This is a genomic window from Nonomuraea basaltis (assembly GCF_005893125.1).
GTDB lineage: Bacteria > Actinomycetota > Actinomycetes > Streptosporangiales > Streptosporangiaceae > Nonomuraea > Nonomuraea basaltis.
Genome location: NZ_VCJS01000250.1, coordinates 1 through 17,436, shown reverse-complemented (window position 1 = coordinate 17,436; position 17,436 = coordinate 1). Strand labels below are relative to the sequence as shown.

General features: G+C 71.1%; 17 protein-coding genes. 11 read left to right on the top strand and 6 right to left on the bottom strand.

What is annotated here, in order from left to right:
- The 4 genes from EJK15_RS58125 to EJK15_RS58110 form a co-directional block, all read right to left on the bottom strand.
- Nucleotides 1-202: hypothetical protein (locus tag EJK15_RS58125; RefSeq protein ID WP_138718997.1), on the bottom strand; the 202-nt coding region annotated here is incomplete at its 3' end.
- 600 nt (nucleotides 203-802) lie between these two features.
- Nucleotides 803-1,819 (bottom strand): LacI family DNA-binding transcriptional regulator, encoded by a 1,017-nt coding sequence (locus EJK15_RS58120; protein WP_138718996.1) that lies wholly within the window; start codon nucleotides 1,817-1,819, stop codon nucleotides 803-805.
- A gap of 67 nt (nucleotides 1,820-1,886) precedes the next feature.
- Complete coding sequence (locus EJK15_RS58115) at nucleotides 1,887-2,156, bottom strand: sulfurtransferase TusA family protein (RefSeq protein WP_138718995.1); 270 nt, start codon at nucleotides 2,154-2,156, stop codon at nucleotides 1,887-1,889.
- A 75-nt stretch (nucleotides 2,157-2,231) separates the two neighbouring features.
- Complete coding sequence (locus EJK15_RS58110; RefSeq protein WP_138718994.1) at nucleotides 2,232-3,245, bottom strand: LacI family DNA-binding transcriptional regulator; 1,014 nt, start codon at nucleotides 3,243-3,245, stop codon at nucleotides 2,232-2,234.
- A gap of 110 nt (nucleotides 3,246-3,355) precedes the next feature.
- Here EJK15_RS58110 and EJK15_RS58105 point away from each other — a divergent pair, with 110 nt between their 5' ends.
- The 8 genes from EJK15_RS58105 to EJK15_RS58070 all read left to right on the top strand — a co-directional run bounded on the left by EJK15_RS58105 (nucleotide 3,356) and on the right by EJK15_RS58070 (nucleotide 12,309).
- The gene (locus tag EJK15_RS58105; RefSeq protein ID WP_138718993.1) at nucleotides 3,356-4,630 is read left to right on the top strand and encodes an ABC transporter substrate-binding protein; all 1,275 of its coding nucleotides are present in this window, start codon (nucleotides 3,356-3,358) and stop codon (nucleotides 4,628-4,630) included.
- Complete coding sequence (locus EJK15_RS58100; protein WP_138718992.1) at nucleotides 4,627-5,541, top strand: carbohydrate ABC transporter permease; 915 nt, start codon at nucleotides 4,627-4,629, stop codon at nucleotides 5,539-5,541. The genes EJK15_RS58105 and EJK15_RS58100 overlap by 4 nt, the downstream gene beginning before the upstream one ends.
- Entirely contained in the window at nucleotides 5,538-6,302 is a 765-nt protein-coding gene (locus EJK15_RS58095; protein ID WP_138718991.1) for a carbohydrate ABC transporter permease, read from the top strand. Before EJK15_RS58100 ends, EJK15_RS58095 begins: the two co-directional genes overlap by 4 nt.
- Nucleotides 6,295-8,091 carry a glycoside hydrolase family 127 protein gene (locus tag EJK15_RS58090; protein ID WP_138718990.1) on the top strand — a complete coding sequence of 599 codons (1,797 nt, stop codon included), beginning with the start codon at nucleotides 6,295-6,297 and terminating at the stop codon, nucleotides 8,089-8,091. Before EJK15_RS58095 ends, EJK15_RS58090 begins: the two co-directional genes overlap by 8 nt.
- A gap of 64 nt (nucleotides 8,092-8,155) precedes the next feature.
- Nucleotides 8,156-8,365 (top strand): hypothetical protein, encoded by a 210-nt coding sequence (locus EJK15_RS58085; RefSeq protein ID WP_138718989.1) that lies wholly within the window; start codon nucleotides 8,156-8,158, stop codon nucleotides 8,363-8,365.
- Nucleotides 8,366-8,506: 141 nt separating this feature from the next.
- A complete protein-coding gene (locus EJK15_RS58080) occupies nucleotides 8,507-10,564 on the top strand; it encodes a sensor histidine kinase (RefSeq protein WP_240777883.1) in 2,058 nt (685 codons plus the stop codon).
- Between the two features lie 69 nt (nucleotides 10,565-10,633).
- Complete coding sequence (locus EJK15_RS58075; protein ID WP_138718988.1) at nucleotides 10,634-11,329, top strand: CTP synthase C-terminal region-related (seleno)protein; 696 nt, start codon at nucleotides 10,634-10,636, stop codon at nucleotides 11,327-11,329.
- Nucleotides 11,326-12,309: a LysR family transcriptional regulator gene (locus tag EJK15_RS58070; RefSeq protein WP_138718987.1), complete on the top strand. Its 984-nt coding sequence runs from the start codon at nucleotides 11,326-11,328 to the stop codon at nucleotides 12,307-12,309. Before EJK15_RS58075 ends, EJK15_RS58070 begins: the two co-directional genes overlap by 4 nt.
- A gap of 17 nt (nucleotides 12,310-12,326) precedes the next feature.
- Here EJK15_RS58070 and EJK15_RS58065 read toward each other — a convergent pair whose 3' ends face one another.
- Nucleotides 12,327-12,977 carry a TetR/AcrR family transcriptional regulator gene (locus EJK15_RS58065; RefSeq protein WP_138718986.1) on the bottom strand — a complete coding sequence of 217 codons (651 nt, stop codon included), beginning with the start codon at nucleotides 12,975-12,977 and terminating at the stop codon, nucleotides 12,327-12,329.
- Nucleotides 12,978-13,071: 94 nt separating this feature from the next.
- Between EJK15_RS58065 and EJK15_RS58060 the strand changes: the two genes are divergently transcribed.
- The 3 genes from EJK15_RS58060 to EJK15_RS58050 are packed head-to-tail and all read left to right on the top strand — an operon-like array spanning nucleotide 13,072 to nucleotide 16,780.
- Nucleotides 13,072-13,536, top strand: coding sequence for a (2Fe-2S)-binding protein (locus EJK15_RS58060; RefSeq protein ID WP_206061839.1), 465 nt, complete (start codon nucleotides 13,072-13,074; stop codon nucleotides 13,534-13,536).
- Nucleotides 13,533-14,522: an FAD binding domain-containing protein gene (locus EJK15_RS58055; RefSeq protein ID WP_138718984.1), complete on the top strand. Its 990-nt coding sequence runs from the start codon at nucleotides 13,533-13,535 to the stop codon at nucleotides 14,520-14,522. The genes EJK15_RS58060 and EJK15_RS58055 overlap by 4 nt, the downstream gene beginning before the upstream one ends.
- Nucleotides 14,519-16,780, top strand: a complete 2,262-nt coding sequence (locus EJK15_RS58050) for a xanthine dehydrogenase family protein molybdopterin-binding subunit (RefSeq protein WP_138718983.1) — start codon at nucleotides 14,519-14,521, stop codon at nucleotides 16,778-16,780. The genes EJK15_RS58055 and EJK15_RS58050 overlap by 4 nt, the downstream gene beginning before the upstream one ends.
- Before the next feature lie 3 nt (nucleotides 16,781-16,783).
- Here the strand turns inward: EJK15_RS58050 and EJK15_RS58045 are convergent, their stop codons facing one another.
- Nucleotides 16,784-17,335, bottom strand: a complete 552-nt coding sequence (locus EJK15_RS58045) for a TetR/AcrR family transcriptional regulator (RefSeq protein WP_138718982.1) — start codon at nucleotides 17,333-17,335, stop codon at nucleotides 16,784-16,786.
- Nucleotides 17,336-17,436 lie beyond the last annotated feature (101 nt).

Genomic DNA, 17,436 nt, shown 5'->3' with positions numbered 1-17,436 from the left:
CGCCCAGCCCCACCCCGCACGACAGCGCATCCAGATCCGCCGCACTCCACCGGGCCGCCACGTTATCGGCGGTCAGCTCCCGCGCCAGACCGGTCAGCCAGACCACCCGCTGCACCAGCAGCGCCTGCGGGACGACCTGACCGGTCTGCTCCACGATCGCGCCATGGGCGGTGCAGGTCGCGGTCGCGGTGAGCTTACTCATTCACCCACCGGCCCCGCCGCGGGTAGGCCGAAGCTGACGAGTAGCACCGGCATTGGCTGGCATTCGGCCATGCTCGACGACCGGCACGTCTGCATGCCCCCACCCCGCCCCGCTCCGACTTTCACCGTCAGTGACCGTAAGAATACCAATAGTTGGCTCTGTCGGGTAGAACACGTGAACGACATGACGCTAGCCTCGCCCTGACCTGCCTGGCCAGAACCGGCCACCGCCCGTCACGTCGCAGGGCGTGAAGGCTCGGGCCGCGTCACGGAACACCAGATCGGCGGACGCCTCACCGATGCGCACCTCCGCCTGCCTCTCAAGAGGGAGTCCCCTCACTCCCACGGCCCACCGAGTCGCAGATTTCCCAATTTTTCTTAGATAGGAATGTACTTAGGCGGCCACTTCGCACTCAGTAGTGGTGGGAGCCGTCCCCGGCACGGGGGAGGCGGGGGACGGCTCCGGCGACTCGCCGCGAAGGAGGGGACGGCACGTGCCGCGGGTCGGGACGAGCGGTCTGCCAGCCGCCATCCTGACCCGCGGTAGGTGCCGGGGCCGGCCAGGAGCCACCCTGCGCCGGGGACGAAAGAGGGCTCGGGGCTACGCCGCGGAGGGCGCGTGGCCGGTGCTGCCGCGTGGGGTGAGCGCGGCCGCCTGGTCCTCGTAGGGTGGCACGCTCTCGCCCGCGATCAACGCCAGCAGCCGCTGGGCGGCGTGCGCCCCGTAGGCCGGGATGTCACGGGTGAGCGCCGTCAGCGGCGGCCGTACGACCTGGGCCAGCGGCGAGTCGTCCCACGCCACGAGCGACAGGTCGCGCGGCACCTCGACCCGCATCTCCTGGGCCACGGAGAGGCCCGCCACGGCCATGATGTCGTTGTCGTAGATGATCGCCGTGGGCCGGTCGGGCGAGCTGAGCAGCCGCCTGGTGGCCCTGGCGCCCTCCTCGCCGGTGTAGTCCGTGTGCACGGTGACGTGCTCGGCCACCCCGTGGCACGCCTCGGCGAACGCCTGGTCGCGTACGACGGTGTGGACCAGCTCGGACAGCCCGGCCACCCGCGCGATGCGGCGGTGGCCGAGCGCCACCAGGTAGCCGACGGTCTCGCGGACGGCCTGCCCGTCGTCGGACCAGATGGCCGACAGCGAGCCCGACTCGGAGGGATGGCCGATGACGACGACCGGCATGCCGAGCCGCTCCAGCTCCGCCACCCGCGCGTCCGAATGGTGCAGGTCGACGAGGAAGACGCCGTCGATGCGGCTCTCGCCCCACCAGTGCCGGTAGACCTCGCTCTCCTGCTGGTGGCTGGAGACCACCTGGAGCAGCAGCGCGTAGGACCGGTCGGCGAGCACGCCCTCGATGCCGCTGATCAGCTCCATGAAGAACGGCTCGACGCCCAGGACGCGGGCGGGCCGGCACAGCGCGAGGCCGACGCAGTTGGCCCTGGCGCCGTTGAGCGCCCGCGCGGCGCTGTTGGGCCGCCAGCCGATCTCGTCGGCGATGGCGACGATCCTGGCCCGCGTCGCCTCCGACACTCCGGGTTGCCCGTTGAGCGCGTAGGACACCGCCACCTTGGACACGCCGGCCCGGCTGGCGATGTCGGCGATCGTCGGTCGCTTCACGGACTCCCTCTCTGAACCGGGTAACCAGTCATACTGTAGGCCACGCCGGAGCGAGGGCATTAACCGCTTAAGCCACGTGCCAGGGCCTGGCCTCCTGGGTCTCCTGGGCGGTGTCGGCCACGCGCAGCGCGTACGTGGCCCGCTCAGTCTCCTCCACGGGGCCCAGGTAGGTGTGCCCGGTCAGGTGGCACCAGGCCGGCAGGTCCACGGGCGCGGCCGGGTCGGAGGCGATCAGGTGGATCACCGCGCCGGGACCGGCCTCCCGTACGTGGCCGCGCAGCTCGATGAGCAACTGAACGCACAGCTTGTCGCCGCCGTCCACTACGAGATCAGGCATGCGTATAGGAAATCATCCCTTGAGACCCGCGTACGCCAGACCCTCCCCGAACCGCCGGCGGAGTGTGTCAGGTGGTCAGGAGAAGCTGGGCGGCGACGTCGAGTCCCTGATGACGAGCTGGCACGGCATCTTGTGCACCCCCGGCGTGGCCTTCCCGTCCATGGCCGCGAACAGATGCTGTGCCGCCGTCCGGCCCAGCAGCTCCAGGCGCATGTCCACGGTCGTCAACGCGGGTCGCGTCTCCGTGGAGAGCACCTCCCAGTTGTCGTAGCCGACCACCGCGATGTCGTCCGGCACCCGCCGCCCCCGCTCCCGGGCGGTCTCCACGAACCCGGCCGCGATCTGATCGCTGCCGCAGAAGACGGCGTCCACGTCCGGTTCGGCCATCAGCAGCATCTCGGCGGCGTGCCGCCCCCACCGTTGCGACCACGGGCCGGACAGCGTCTGGCCGGCCTGCGAAAGCCCGGCCTCGGCGAGCGCCAGCCGCAGCCCCTCCTCGCGGTCTCGCGCGGCCTTGTAGTGGGTGGGCCCCGTGATGTGCGCGATCTTGCGGCGCCCCATGGCCAGCAGGTGGTTGACGGCCATGGCCGCCGCCCCCACGTCGTCCGGCACGAACGACACGTCGTCCGGATCCTCGGACGGGCCGTACGCGTACACGACGGGCACCGGCAGGTCCTGGCTCACCGACGGCCGCGAGTTCGTGCTCTCGCCCACCACGATCAGCCCGTCCACCCGGCGCGACAGCAGCGCCCGCACGTGATGCTGCTCCCTGATCGCGTCGCCCCGCGCGTCGCACAGCAGCACGGCCATCTCGCCGGCCCCGAACGCGTCCTCGGCGCCGAGGAGCACCGGGATGCCGAACCGGCCGACGCTGTCGGAGGTCAGCAGCCCCACGGTGCGCGTCTGACCCGACAGGAGCCCCCTGGCCAGGGCGTTGGGCTGGAAGGAGAGCTCCGCCGCGGCGGCCAGCACGCGCTCGCGCGTCGTCGCCCGCACATCCTGACGCCCGTTCAGTGCCTTGGACGCCGTGGCGATCGAAACCCCCGCCAGCGAGGCCACATCGTTGATGGTCGCCCGCTTAGTCGCCATGTTTCGAAACCCTTTTCGGTCATTGTGATCTGTCTAAGACCCTAGCACCCATTGACATGGGGTCATGTTTCTTCTACGTTTCCGAAAACCTTTAAGTCCAGGAGCACATCATGAGACGAAGGCTGGCCGGGATCTCCCTCCTCGGTGTGTTAGCGCTCACAGCAGCGGCCTGCGGCAGCGGCGGCGGCGGTGGGGGCGGCACGCAGCCCGCGGACGGTCCCGTGACGATCACCATGTGGACCCGCGCGGCCACTCAGGCGCAGAGCGAGCGGCTGGTCCAGGCGTACAACAGCAGTCACAAGAACATCCAGGTGAAGCTCACCGTCATCCCCACCGACAACTACCAGCCTCGCATCGCCGCGGCGGCCGGCGCCAAGCAACTGCCCGACGTGTTCGCGGCCGACGTCATCTTCGTCCCGAACTACACCTCCCAGGGTCTGTTCATGGACGTCACCGACAGGATCGCGAAGCTGTCGTACAAGGACGGGCTCGCGCCCTCGCACATGAAGCTGGGCACGCTCGACGGCAAGCAGTACACGCTCCCGCACACCCTCGACCTGTCGGTCTGGTTCTGGAACAAGGACCTCTACACCAAGGCCGGGCTCGACCCCGAGAAGGGCCCGAAGACGCTGAAGGAGTTCGCCCAGCACGCCACCACCATCCAGGAGAAGCTCGGCAAGGACGGCAAGGTCCACGGCACGTTCTTCGGCGGCAACTGCGGCGGCTGCTACGTCTTCACGTTCTGGCCGTCCGTCTGGGCCGCCGGCGGGCAGGTCATGAACGCCGAGGGCACGACCTCGCTCAACGACCAGCCCGCGATGACCGACGTGTTCAAGATCTACCGCGAGCTGTACGAGAAGAAGGCCACCGGCCCGACCACCAAGGAGGAGCAGGGCCCGACCTGGACCGGCTTCTTCCCCAAGGGCGAGATCGGCGTCATGCCGATGCCCTCCACCACGCTCGGCCAGATGCCCAAGGACATGAAGATCGGCGTCACCCCGATCGCCGGTCCCGACGGCGGCGAGTCGACGTTCGTCGGCGGCGACTCCGTCGGCATCTCCTCGACCTCGCAGAACGCGGACGCGGCCTGGGACTTCCTGTCCTGGACGGTCTCCGACGAGGCCCAGGTGGAGGTCATGGCCAAGAACAAGGACGTGCTCGCACGCACCGACCTGGCCAGCAACAAGTACTCCTCCGAGGACCCGCGCGTGGTGCTGGTCAACTCGCTGGTGGCCAAGGGCCAGACCCCGTACGCCCTGCGCTTCGGCCAGACCTTCAACGACCCGCAGGGCCCGTGGCTGCGCTTCGCCCGCGAGGCCCTTTTCGGTGACGCGTCGAAGCTCCCGCAGCTCAACGCCGAGATAACGAAGTCACTGCAACAATGACCTTGACGATCACGCGATCCGGGCGGCGGCCGGCACACTCCGCGCCGTCCGCCCGGTGGCGGAGCAGGAAGGCCCAGGGCTGGCTGTACGCGGCCCCGACGGCCGTCATCGTGGGCGTGCTCTTCATCGCGCCTCTGGTGCTGGTCGTCTGGATGTCGCTGAACCGCTGGCCGCTGCTCGGCCAGGCCACGTTCAACGCCCCCGCCAACTACCTCAAGATCGCTGACAACCCGCTCTTCGTCGACTCGGTCCTCTTCACGCTCAAGTACACCGCCATCACCACCGTGCTGCTGTCCGCGGTGGCGCTGGGCCTGGCCCTGCTGGTGCAGGACCGCAAACCGGGCATCGCCTTCTTCAGGACCGCGTTCTTCCTGCCGGGCGCGGTCGGGTTCGCCGCGGCCGGCCTGCTGTTCTACGGCATGCTGAACAACGACTTCGGCCCCATCGACCCCATGCTCCAGGCGCTGGGCATCACCAGCGAGCCGGTGAAGTGGATCGGCACGCCGAACATGGCGCTGTTCTCCACGATCACGCTGGTGATCTGGCGCTTCGCCGGGTTCAACATGCTCATCCTGCTGACCGGCCTGCAGGCGATCCCGACCGAGGTGTACGAGGCCGCCAGGAGCGACGGCGCCAACCGCTGGCAGATCTTCACCAAGATCACGCTGCCGCTGCTGCGCCCGACCCTGGCGCTGATGCTGATCCTCAGCATCACGGGCTCGCTGCTGGCCTTCGACCAGTTCTTCGTCTTCACCAACGGCGGCCCGGACAACAGCACGGTCTCGATGGTCATGGTCGTCTACCGTGACGCGTTCTTCCGCTTCGACCTCGGCGGAGCCGCGGCGCTGTCGGTCGTGCTGCTCGTGGCCCTCGTCGGGCTCAACACGCTGATGATGCGGAGGCTGCGATGAGCCGTTACCTCACGCTTTCCGCCCTGGCGGTGCTGTTCCTGTTCCCGCTGGTGTGGAGCGGCTACGCCTCGCTGGAGGAGCCGTCCAACTACCTGGAGATGGCCCGGCACGGCGAGGGCGTCGGCACGTACGCGACCAACAGCGTGCTGGTCTCGGTGATGACCGTGGCCGGCACGCTGATCGTCTCCGCGCTCGGCGGCTACGGCTTCGCCCGCTTCGACTTCCCGGGCAAGAACCTGCTGTTCCTGGCGACGCTGGCGATCCTCATGGTGCCGTACGCGACGATCCTCATCCCGCTCTACGTGCTGCTCGGCTACATCGGCCTGCAGAACTCCCTCGTCGGGCTGTCGCTGGTGTTCGTGATGTTCCAGCTCCCGTTCGCGCTGTTCATGATGCGCAACGCGTTCGAGGCCATCCCGCGCGAGCTTGAGGAGGCGGCGCTGGTGGACGGCTGCGGCACGTTCCGGGCTTTCACCAGAATCCTGCTGCACGCCGTGCGCCCGGCGCTGATCACGGTGGGCCTGTTCGCGTTCCTCGCTTCGTGGAACGACTTCTTCGCGCCGCTCATCCTGCTCAACGACGGCTCCTCGTTCACCCTGCCGGTGGCCGTGGTCAGCATGACGCAGCAGACGTTCGGCGCGATCGACTACGGCATGCTCCAGGCCGGAGTCATGGTCATGGCCTTCCCCTGCCTCATCCTCTTCATCGTTCTGCAGCGCCACTACGTGCGCGGATTCATGTCAGGAGCTCTGCGTGGCTAACCCCGTCCTGCCCTCATCGGGCGTCCTGTCCCCCCTTGGCCTCGACACGGTACGGCTGTTGCCCGGCTTCTGGGGGGACCGGGTCGCGCTCAACCGCGAGATCACGATCGCCCACTGCCAGGAATGGGAAGAACGCGAAGGCTGGATCGGCAACTTCCGGGGTGAACGGCCTCGCCGGGGCCGCGAGTTCAGCGACTCAGAGATCTACAAGCTGCTGGAGGCCATGGCCTGGGCCGATCATCCCGGGCTGCCCGCGCTGGCCGAGACCGTGGCCCAGGCCCAGGAGGGCGACGGCTACCTCAACACCAAGTGGTCAGGCAGCCGCTACACCGACTTCGAGTGGGGCCACGAGCTCTACTGCTACGGCCACCTCATCCAGGCCGGCGTCGCCAGGCTGCGCATGCACGGCGAGGACCAGCTCACGAAGGTGGTGGCGCGGGCCGCCGACCACGTGTGCCGCCGCTTCATGGAGGACACTCAGACCTGTGGCCACCCCGTGATCGAGATGGCGCTCGTCGAGCTCTACCGCGTGACCGGCACCGAACGTTACCTGGAGATGGCCCGCCGCTTCGTCGAACGGCGTGGCCTGCCGGCGCTCGCCGACATCCCCTTCGGCCGCGGCTATTACCAGGACGACATGCCGGCCAGGCAGGCGCAGGTGTTCCGCGGGCACGCCGTGCGGGCGCTCTACCTGGCCTCCGGCGTGGTGGACGTGGCCGTCGAGACCGGTGACGAGGAGCTGCTGAAGGCGGTCGAGTCGCAGTGGGAGCGGACGATCGCCCGCCGCACGCACCTGACCGGCGGCATGGGGTCGCGGCACATCGACGAGTCGTACGGCGACGACTACGAGCTGCCGCCGGACCGGGCCTACAACGAGACGTGCGCGAGCATCGCCTCGATCATGCTCTCCCACCGGCTGCTGCTGGCCACCGGCGACGTGCGGTACGCGGACGTGGCCGAGCGGACCATGTACAACATGCTCGCCACGGGGGTGGCGCTGGACGGGCGGTCGTTCTTCTACGCCAACCCGCTGCAGGTGCGGGTGCCCGCGGAGCCGCTCGAAGGCGTCAACCACGCCGCCGAGGGCGGGCTGCGCTCGCCCTGGTTCGACGTGTCCTGCTGCCCGAACAACATCGCCCGTACGCTGGCCTCACTGCCCGCCTACGTCGCGACCAGCACGGCCGACGGCATTCAGATCCACCACCACACCCCGTCGGAGATCCGGCACGGCGACCTGGCGGTGCGGGTCGAGACCGGATACCCGTGGTCGGGCGGCGTGACGGTGACGGTGCTGGAGGGCGGCGAGGGCCGGATCGCGCTGCGCGTCCCGGCCTGGGCCACGGACGCGACGCTCGCGCACGGCGGGACGGTGCGTGCGGCGGCCCCGGGGTACGCGGTCGCCCACGGGCCGTGGCGGGCCGGCGACGAGCTCCGGCTGGAGCTGCCGATGGCGCCGCGGTGGACGTTCCCCGACCGGCGGATCGACGCGTTGCGGGGCAGCGCGGCGGTGGAGCGGGGGCCGCTGGTCTACTGCGCGGAGTCGGTGGCCGACGAGCCGCCGCTCGGCGACCTCACGGCGCGGGTGTCGCCGCCCGTGGAGCACCACACGGACGGGGTCGTGGAGCTGGAGGTCCAGGCGTCGCTCGGTGCCGGGGAGAACGGCGGCTGGCCGTACGGCTCCGCGCAGGACGGGCGTCCCTCGGGTGCGGACGTCGGTCTTCGGCTGGTGCCGTACCACCGGTGGGGCAACCGGGGGCCCGCGACGATGCGTGTCTGGCTGCCGATCTGAACCCCTGGAGAACGCGCATGCGTAAACAGCTGGCTTGCTTAGAGTGTTAGCGCTCACAGCCTCGTTGGCCACATCACCCTCCCATGCGGACGCGGTGGACGACCTCGGCCTGCCGGTGTTCACCGGCGCCGACTCCTACTCGAAGGCGGGTGGACGCCTACAGCCGGCCCAGGCCACCGTGTACGTCCGCGCCACCGACGCGGTGACCATCACCTCGATCGCCGAGGAGGCGGTCACGACCGTCGCCGCCAAGGCCACGGTCACCGTGGAGTAGCGCCTATCCTGCACTGGCCCTGCGCGTTCGCGGGGCCAGTGCGGGGTAACGGGCTAGAAACGTTGAAGGGATTTATCCCGATAAGGGGACATAATCCTGGTCAACGGGGGCGTGCCCGGGATCGGAGAGGCGGAGAGGCACGTGGCTGGATTCGCCGAGATCACCGGGGATGCCACCATTGCGGGGAAGGTGTCGCCCGCCAGGATGTGCGCCGTCGCCATGGCGGTGGTGTCGCCGATCCTCGGCCTGGCCGCGCTGCTGATCTGGGCCGGGCTGCCCCCGGAGTGGATGCCCAGCACCACGGTGAGCCCGCAGTCCGCCGTCACCCTGACGTTCCCCGCCGTCGGCGCGTTCCTCATCCACCACCGGCCCCGGCTGAACATGGCGTGGCTCATGTGCGCCGGCGGTCTGGCGGGCGCGGTCAGCGACTTCTCACGTGCTCTGATGTTCCGCGCCGCCGCCGACGGGGACCTCGCCTTCGCGGGGTGGCTGCGCCTGCCGGCCAACGTCGGGTGGGCGGTGTGCGGTGTGACGCTGGCGATGCTGCTGCCGCTGTACTCGCCGGGCGGCCGCCTGCCCTCCCGGCGGTGGCGGCTCGTGCTGTTGCTCGGTTTAGCCGCCATCACGGCCGAGCTGCTGCACCGCGTGTTCCGTGCGCCGCCGGTGCGCTCCGCGGACTACCCGTTCCCGGCGGTCATCCCCAACGCGCTGCAGATCCCCGCGCTGACCCCGTTCAGCGAGACGATCATGGTGGTGGCCTGGACGGGCATCTACGCCTCGATGGTGCTGGCCGCGCTCTCCCTGGTGCTGCGGCTGCGGCTGGCCGACCCGGTCGGGAAGCGGCAGATCGGGTGGCCGCTGCTCGCGTTCTCGGGCTACATCGTGTTCCTGGTCGCCGGCACCTTCGTGCCCGTGCTCATCTGGCCGGCGATCGTCTGGGCGGCGGCCATCCCGTTCGCGGTGGCGTTCTCGGTCATGCGTTACCGGCTCTACGCCATCGACACGGTGATCAGCCGCGCCTTCGTGGCGGCCGGGCTGGTGGCCGTGGTCAGCGGAGTGTATTTCGGCGCGGGCACGCTGTCGTCGCTGCTGGTCTCCGGCTACGGGCAGGTGGCCGGGGTCGCCGCCGCGCTGTTCGCCGGCGGGTTCTTCCAGCCGCTGCGGCGCGCGCTCCAGCGGGCCGTGGACCGCCTCTTGTACGGCGCCGTCGGCGACCCCGGCGTGCTCGCCGAGCGCCTCACCCAGGCCGTGCGCCGCGGCGATCCGGCCAACGCGCTGACCTCGGTGCTGGGCGTGTTGCGCGACGGGCTGGCGGTCGAGGGCGTGGCCGTCGAGGTGGCCGACGGCGAGCCCCGCTACGTCGAGAACGGCCGGGTGGGTGAGGACCCGCGCGAGGTGCCGTTGATCTGGCACGGGGAACGCGTCGGCCGCCTGCTCGTCGGCCCGCCGGGGCCGCGCCGGTTCCCGGCCGCGCACAACGAGCGGGTGCTGGCCACGCTCACCCCGTACGCCGCCGACGTGGCGCACGCCGTGCGGATGGCGGCCGACCTGCAGCGCTCGCGCGAGCGCATCCTGACCACCAGGGAGGAGGAGCGCCGCCGCCTGCGCCGCGACCTGCACGACGGGCTCGGCCAGACCCTCTCGGCCATGGCCATGACCATCAACATGGCCCGCATCAGGCTGAAGAACTCCCCGGAGACGGCCGACGAGCTGCTGGGCGAGCTGCACGCCGGGATGAGCGCGGTCACGGGGGACATCCGCGAGCTCGTGTACGGCCTGCGCCCGCCCGCGCTCGACGACCTGGGCCTGGCCCGGGCCGTACGGGAGCTGGCCGGGCAGTCGTCGCCGGACACCGCGGTCGAGGTGGAGGTCGAGGGCAGCCTGCAGGACCTGCCGGCGGCCGTCGAGGTGGCGGTCTACCGGATCGTCCAGGAGGCCCTCACCAACATCCGCAAGCACGCCGACGCCTCGCTCGCCCGGATCGTGCTGCAGCGGGAGCGGCCGGTGCTGCGCGTGCTGATCTCCGACGACGGCAAGGGGCTGCCCAAGTCGTACCGGTCGGGCGTGGGCCTCGGGTCGATGCGCGAGCGGGCGGCCGAGCTGGGCGGGATCTGCGTGGTCGGCGGCGAGCCCGGCGCGGGGACCCGCGTGGAGGTCATGCTCCCGCTGCTGTCCGCGCCGTCCGAGGCGTTGACCTGAGCATTCGCTCATGACGGCCGCGTGGTTACGCATTGCCGTTCCTGGCCGGGCCGCCGCATAGTGAGGCCCATGGATCGTTCCCTGCACGTCGCGGTCATCGGCGACTACGACAAGACGTTCGCCCCGCACTGGGCCACCGACGACGCGCTGCGCCACGCCGCCGCATACCTCGGCGTCCGGGTGGACGTCCGCTGGCTGGCCACCGAGCCGCTCGAATCCGACCTGTCCGACGTGAAAGGCGCCGACGCGCTGTGGTGCGCGCCGGGCAGCCCGTACCGGAGCCTGCTCGGCGCCGTCGCCGCGCTCCGGCACGGCCGCGAGCACGGCGTCCCCACCCTGGGGACGTGCGGCGGCTGCCAGCACATGGTGATCGAGTACGCCCGCCACGTGCTCGGGCACGAGGACGCCCAGCACGCCGAGTACGACCCGTACGCGTCGACCCTGTTCGTCTCGGAGCTGACGTGCTCGCTCGCGGGCAAGACCATGCCCGTCACGCTCACCCCCGGCTCCCGGGTGGCCGGGCTGTACGGGGAGACCGAGGTCGAGGAGCAGTACTACTGCAATTTCGGCATCGACCCCGCGCACCAGGGCACTCTCCACGACGGCGGCTTCCTGGTGACCGGCGTGGACGGTGACGGCGAGGCCCGGGTGCTGGAGCTCCCCGGCCACCCCTACTACGTGGCCAGCTTGTTCGTGCCGCAGGCGCGCTCGCGGCCGGACGCCCCGCATCCACTGGTCGTGGGCCTGCTTCGGGCGGCGCTGTGACGTTCACGCAGCTCAGGATCCTGCAGGCGGTGGCGCGCACGGGGAACATGACGCGGGCGGCCGAGGAACTGGCCACCACGCAGTCCGCCGTCAGCCACGCGCTGCGGGCCCTGGAGAGCGAGCTCGGGATCGCGCTGCTGGTCAGGGGCAACCACGGGGTCAGCCTGACCGCGGCCGGGCGTGCCGTCCTGCGCCGTGCCACCCTCATCCTCACCCAGGTGGAGGCCCTGGAGCAGGAGGTGGCGGCGGCGCGCGGGCAAGAGCGCGGCAGCCTGCGGGTCGGCGCCATCCCGAGCGCCAACGCCCGCCTGCTGCCACCGATCCTGCGCATGTTCGGGGAGACGCATCCACGGGTGCGGCTGGCCGTCATGGAGGGCTCGGACGAGGAGGTGCTCGAATGGCTTCAGACGGGTGCGGCCGACGTCGCCACCGTGACCAACGCCGTTCCCGGGCTGGTCACGCGACCGCTCGCCACCGATCGCATGCTGGCCGTGCTGCCCAGCGGGCATGAGCTGAGCGTCCGCGACCCGGTCCCGGTCGCCGAGCTGGGACGGCATCCGTTCATCATGTCCACGGGCGGGTGCGAGCCGCTGATCACGGAGCTCGCCCGGGAGGCGGGGGTGAGCCTGCGCTGCCACTACCGAGTGCGCGACACCGGCAGCATCCTCGCCATGGTGGGCGAGGGCCTCGGCGTGAGCGTCGTCCCCGAGCTGTCGCTGCCCGTCCACTACGCCGGTGTGCACGCGGTCCCGCTGGATCCTGCCGCCGAGCGCACCATCCTGCTCGCCCTGCCCGCCGACCCGCTACCCACGGCCACCGCCTTCGCCGACCTGGCCGCCGCGGTCGCCGTCACCTTCCCTGGCCTGTCCGCCTACGTCGCCACCGCCGTAGCCCGCCAGATCGAACGCGACAACCTCAACGAACTCGTCGCCGTCGCCGAGGCCGAACACGGCTCCGTCACTGAGGAAGACACCGGTTAACCGGTTAGGCGCAGGGGTCAGCGGAGCGTTGGCAGGCCGGCGGCGATCGCGCTGAGCGTGCGGCCGAGCGTGGGCGCGAACGGCGGACAGGCGGCGGCGAGATCCGGGTCCTCGGCGTAGAGCTGGACGATCGTCGGGGGCGGATTGCAGATGGGATAGAGCACGCTGGCCAGGGCGACGGCGGCCGTGACGAGCTCCATGCCCTCGCCCTCCGTCAGGTCCGTGCTGTCGGCGACCTGCCTGCCCACCTCGGCGAGCTGGCCGAGCACGGCCCGCTTGTAGGCGCGCGCCGCCGGGACCGACACGTTGTGCTCCAGGCTGGTCGAGAGGTTACTGAGCAGGTCGCAGAAGAGCGGCCGCTCGGCGAGCGTCTCCGCCAGCGCCGTCACCGTATCGGCAGTGCCGCCGGCCTCCCGCAGCCGCTCGGCGACCGCCTCCGCCCATCGTTCCCCCTCTTCCGTGGCCAGTTGGAGGTAAATCTCCTCCCTGGTGCCGAAATAGCGCACGATGTTGGACTTCGCCAGCCCGACGGCCTCCGCGACCGCGCCCAGGCTGACGTTGCGCACGCCGGAGGAGGTCGCAAGCTCGCGGGCGGCGTCGAGGATCGCCTCGCGCCGCTGCTGCTTGTGCTCCGGCCGCCTGGCCCGGAGGAATGCCGATCGCGTCATGTCGCTGCCAGCATACGACCGACTTAAAGGAACGCCGTTCTCTTGTTAAGTGGACGCCGTTCTGTTAGCGTCCCGTTTCGTGACTGAGATACGGATGCGGGTGAACGGCGCCGACGAGAAGCTCGACGTCGAGCCGTGGGTCAGCCTGCTCGACGCGCTACGCGAGCGCATGGGGGTGACCGGCCCGAAGAAGGGGTGCGACCAGGGCGCCTGCGGCGCGTGCACGGTCCTCGCCGACGGCGTGAGGATCAACGCCTGCCTGGCCCTGGCCGTCCAGTACGCGGACAAGGAGATCACCACGATCGAAGGGGTAGCCCCGCACCCCCTCCAGGAGGCGTTCATCCGCCACGACGGGTTCCAGTGCGGCTACTGCACCTCGGGCCAGATCTGCTCCGCGATCGCCATGCTCGATGAGCACGCCGCGGGCATGCCGAGCGCAGTCTCCCAGGGCGACCCCGAGCTCACCGAGGCCGAGATCAGGGAGCGGATGAGCGGCAACCTGTGCCGCTGCGGCGCCTACAACGGCATCGTGGACGCGATCAAGGAAGTGGCCGGATGAGACCGTTCGCGTACGTCAAGCCGATCGACGTCGCCGCGGCCGTGCACGCGGTCGCCACCGAGCCCGCCGCGAAGTTCATCGGCGGCGGGACCAACCTGGTCGACCTGATGCGCGAAGGCATCGAGCGGCCGGACACCGTCGTGGACGTCAGCGGGCTGCCGCTCGACGAGGTGGCCGAGCTGCCCGGCGGCGGGCTGCGGATCGGGGCGCTGGTGCGCAACAGCGTCCTGGCCGCCGACCCGCGGATCCGCACCCGCTACCCGGTGCTGTCGCAGGCGATCCTGGCCGGCGCCTCGCCCCAACTGCGCAACATGGCCACGGTGGGCGGCAACCTGCTGCAGCGCACCCGCTGCCCGTACTTCTACGACCAGGCATCGGCCTGCAACAAGCGCGAGCCGGGCGGCGGCTGCGACGCGCTCGGCGGGTTCAACCGCTCCCACGCGATCCTGGGCGTGAGCGAGAGCTGCATCGCCACGCATCCGTCGGACATGTGCGTGGCGCTGGCCGCTCTGGACGCCGTTGTCGAGGTACGCAGCGTGCGCGGCACGCGGCGGATCCCGCTGGCGGACTTCCACCTGCTGCCCGGCGACTCGCCGGAGATCGAGACCGTGCTCGCCGCCGACGAGCTGGTCACGGCGGTCGAGCTGCCGCCCGCGCCGGCCCGCTCACGCTATCGCAAGGTACGCGACCGGGCGTCGTACGCGTTCGCGCTGGTCTCCGTGGCCGCGGCGCTGGAGGTGCGGGACGGGACGGTGACGGCGGTGCGCCTGGCGCTGGGCGGCGTCGCGGCCAAGCCGTGGCGGGCGCGCGAGGCGGAGCGGATCCTGCTCGGCGGCCCGGCGAGCGAGGAGGAGTTCCTGCTCGCGGCCGACGCCGAGCTGGCGCCCGCGACCGTACGGCCGGGGAACGCGTTCAAGGTCAAGCTGGCCCGCGCCACGATCGCGGCCACGCTGCGCGAGCTGAGCACCGGAGAGGATGCGGCATGACCACGACCGAGACCGAGCGCAAGGCCGCGACGAAATACGTCGGCCAGCGTGTCGACCGGCTCGACAGCCGCGCCAAGACCACCGGCGAGGCCCGCTTCGCGGCCGAGCACTCCTACCCCGGCCTGGCCTACGCCGCGCTCGTGCACGCGACCATCCCCCGGGGCCGGATCATCGCCATCGAGACCGCGGCCGCCCGCGCGGTGCCCGGCGTGATCGCCGTGCTCACCCACGAGAACGCCCCCGCCATGAAACCCGCGCCCAAGGCGAGCATGCTGGACGTGAGCACGCTCGTCATCGGCACGTCGGTCAACTACCTGGCCACCGATGAGGTGCACTGGAACGGCCAGCCGGTGGCCGTCGTGGTCGCCGAGACGCCCGAGACCGCCCGGCACGCGGCCTCCCTGGTGCGGCCGGCGTACCAGGAGCTGCCCGCCGCGATCGACTTCGCGGCCGAGGAGCCGAACGCCACCCCGCAGAAGAGCAGCGCGCTGCAGCCGGGCGGGGCAGACAAGGGCGACGCGCGGGCCGCTCTGGCGACGGCGCCGGTGTCGGTGGACCTGCGCTTCACCACGCCGCCGCACAACCACAACGCGATCGAGCCGCACGCGACGACCGCCGTGTGGGACGGCGACCGCCTTACCGTGCACGAGGGCTCGCAGAGCATCGCGTGGATGCGCAAGCACCTCGCCGTGCGGTTCGGCGTCCCCGAGCAGGGCATCCGCCTGCTGTCCCCCTACGTGGGCGGCGCGTTCGGCGGCAAGGGCATGGTCTGGGCGGGGACGCTGCTGGCGGTGCTGGCGGCGCGGGCGACCGGCCGGCCCGTGCGGCTGGCGCTCACCCGCGAGGGCGTCTACCACACGGTCGGCGGCCGCACCCCCAGCACGCAGCGGGTCGCACTGGGCGCGGACACGGACGGGAAGCTGACCGCGCTCATCCACACCAGCGTGGCCAGACTGGGACGGGTCGGAGGCATGCCGGAGCAGATCACCTCCGGCTCCCGGCACCTCTACGACGTCCCGAACATCCATCTGCGCCAGAACATCGTCAAGCTCGACCTGCTCGCCAACACGGCCATGCGGGCGCCGGGCGAGTCCATCGGCACCTTCGCCCTGGAGTCGGCCGTGGACGAGCTCGCCTGCGAGCTGGGCATGGACCCGATCGAGCTGCGGATGCGCAACGAGCCCGCGCGCGACCCGGTGAGCGGCAAGAGGTTCGCGCACCGGATGTTGCGGGAGGCGTACACGCTGGGGGCCGAGCGGTTCGGCTGGCGCGAGCGCGATCCGCGGCCCGGCTCCATGCGGGACGGGCGGTGGCTGGTCGGCATGGGGGTCGCCACCGCGTACCATCCGGCGTTTTCGATGCCTGCCAGCGTCACCGTGCGGCTGGCCGCGGACGGCGGGGTCGTGGTGCGGTGCGGCCTGCACGAGATGGGCATGGGCGCGGCGACCGTGCAGGCGCAGATCGCCGCCGACGAGCTCGGCGTGCCCCTGGAGTCGGTACGCGTGGAGTACGGCGACTCCGACCTGCCGCCGGGCCCCATGGCGGGCGGCTCGGCGCAGACCGCGAGCGTGGCCGCCGGCGTGCTGGCCGCCTGCCGCAAGCTCAAGCAGTCCGCGCTCGCTCTGGCACGGCGCTCACCGGAATCGCTGTTGCGCGGTCGCCGGCTGGACGACCTGGAGGCCCGCGACGGCGGCCTGTACCACGGCGGCGCCGGCGAGACGTATGCGGCGATCCTGGCCAGGGCGGGCCGCGACCACCTGGAAGCCGAGATCAAAGGGAGCATGGTCAAGTTCCTGGCGAAGATGATCCGCGACCAGAGGCGCTGGGTGAAGGCGGCGTGCGGGGCGCAGTTCTGCGAGGTGCGGGTCGACCGGGACACCGGCGAGGTGCGCGTGTCGCGCTGGGTCGGCGTGTTCGACGTCGGCCGGGTCATCAACGCCAAGACGGTGGACAGCCAGCTGCGCGGTGGCATCGTGATGGGCATCGGCATGGCGCTGTCGGAGGAGACCCTCGTCGATCACCGTACCGGCCGGATCATGAACCCCAGCCTGGCCGAGTACCACGTGCCGGTGCACGCCGACATCCCCCGCATCGACGTCCACTGCCTGGACGATCCGGACCCGACCATGCCGCTGGGCCTGATCGGGGTGGGCGAGGTCGGCATCACGGGGGTCGCCGCCGCCGTGGCCAACGCGGTGCGGCACGCCACCGGCAAGCGCGTCTCGGACCTGCCGATCACCCTCGACAAGCTGCTGTGAGTTTCATGAGGCCAGGCAAGCCGCGATGAGTGCGGCGGCGGCGTGGCCGGCCGACCGCGCCGCCGCGGTGCCCGGGGGGCTCACCATGGCGGTGACGGTGGCCCCGTCGACCAGGACGAGCACCTGCTCGGCGAGCAGGTCCGGATCCGCCGCCCCCGCCTCGGCCGCGAGCCCGCGCAGGTAGTCGCGCAGCCGCTGCTTGTGCCGCCGCACCACGTCGCGGACGGCCTCCGACGTCGCGCCGAGCTCCCCGTAGGCGTTGACGAACCCGCACCCGCGGAAGTCGTCCTCGCCGAACCACCGCTCCAGCCACTCGAACACGGCGGCGATCGAGTTCCGGCGTTCGGCGACGTAGGCGGTGAGTGAGGACATCCACCGCTCGTCCCGCCGCTCCAGATACGCCACGACCAGCGCCTCCTTGGACGGGAAGCACTGGTAGAGCCGCTTGAGCGACACCCCGGACGCGGCCCTCACGTCGTCCATGCCCACCGCCCGCACGCCGCGGCGGTAGAAGAGATCGCCCGCGGCGGCCAGGAGCCGCTCCTCGTGTTCCACGCCACCTCCGCTTGCCCTTGCCCTGGAGAACGAGCGTTCTCTAGGCTACCGGGAGAACGTCCGTTCTCCGCCCGCCGAGGAGGCACCATGTCCCGCCCGCC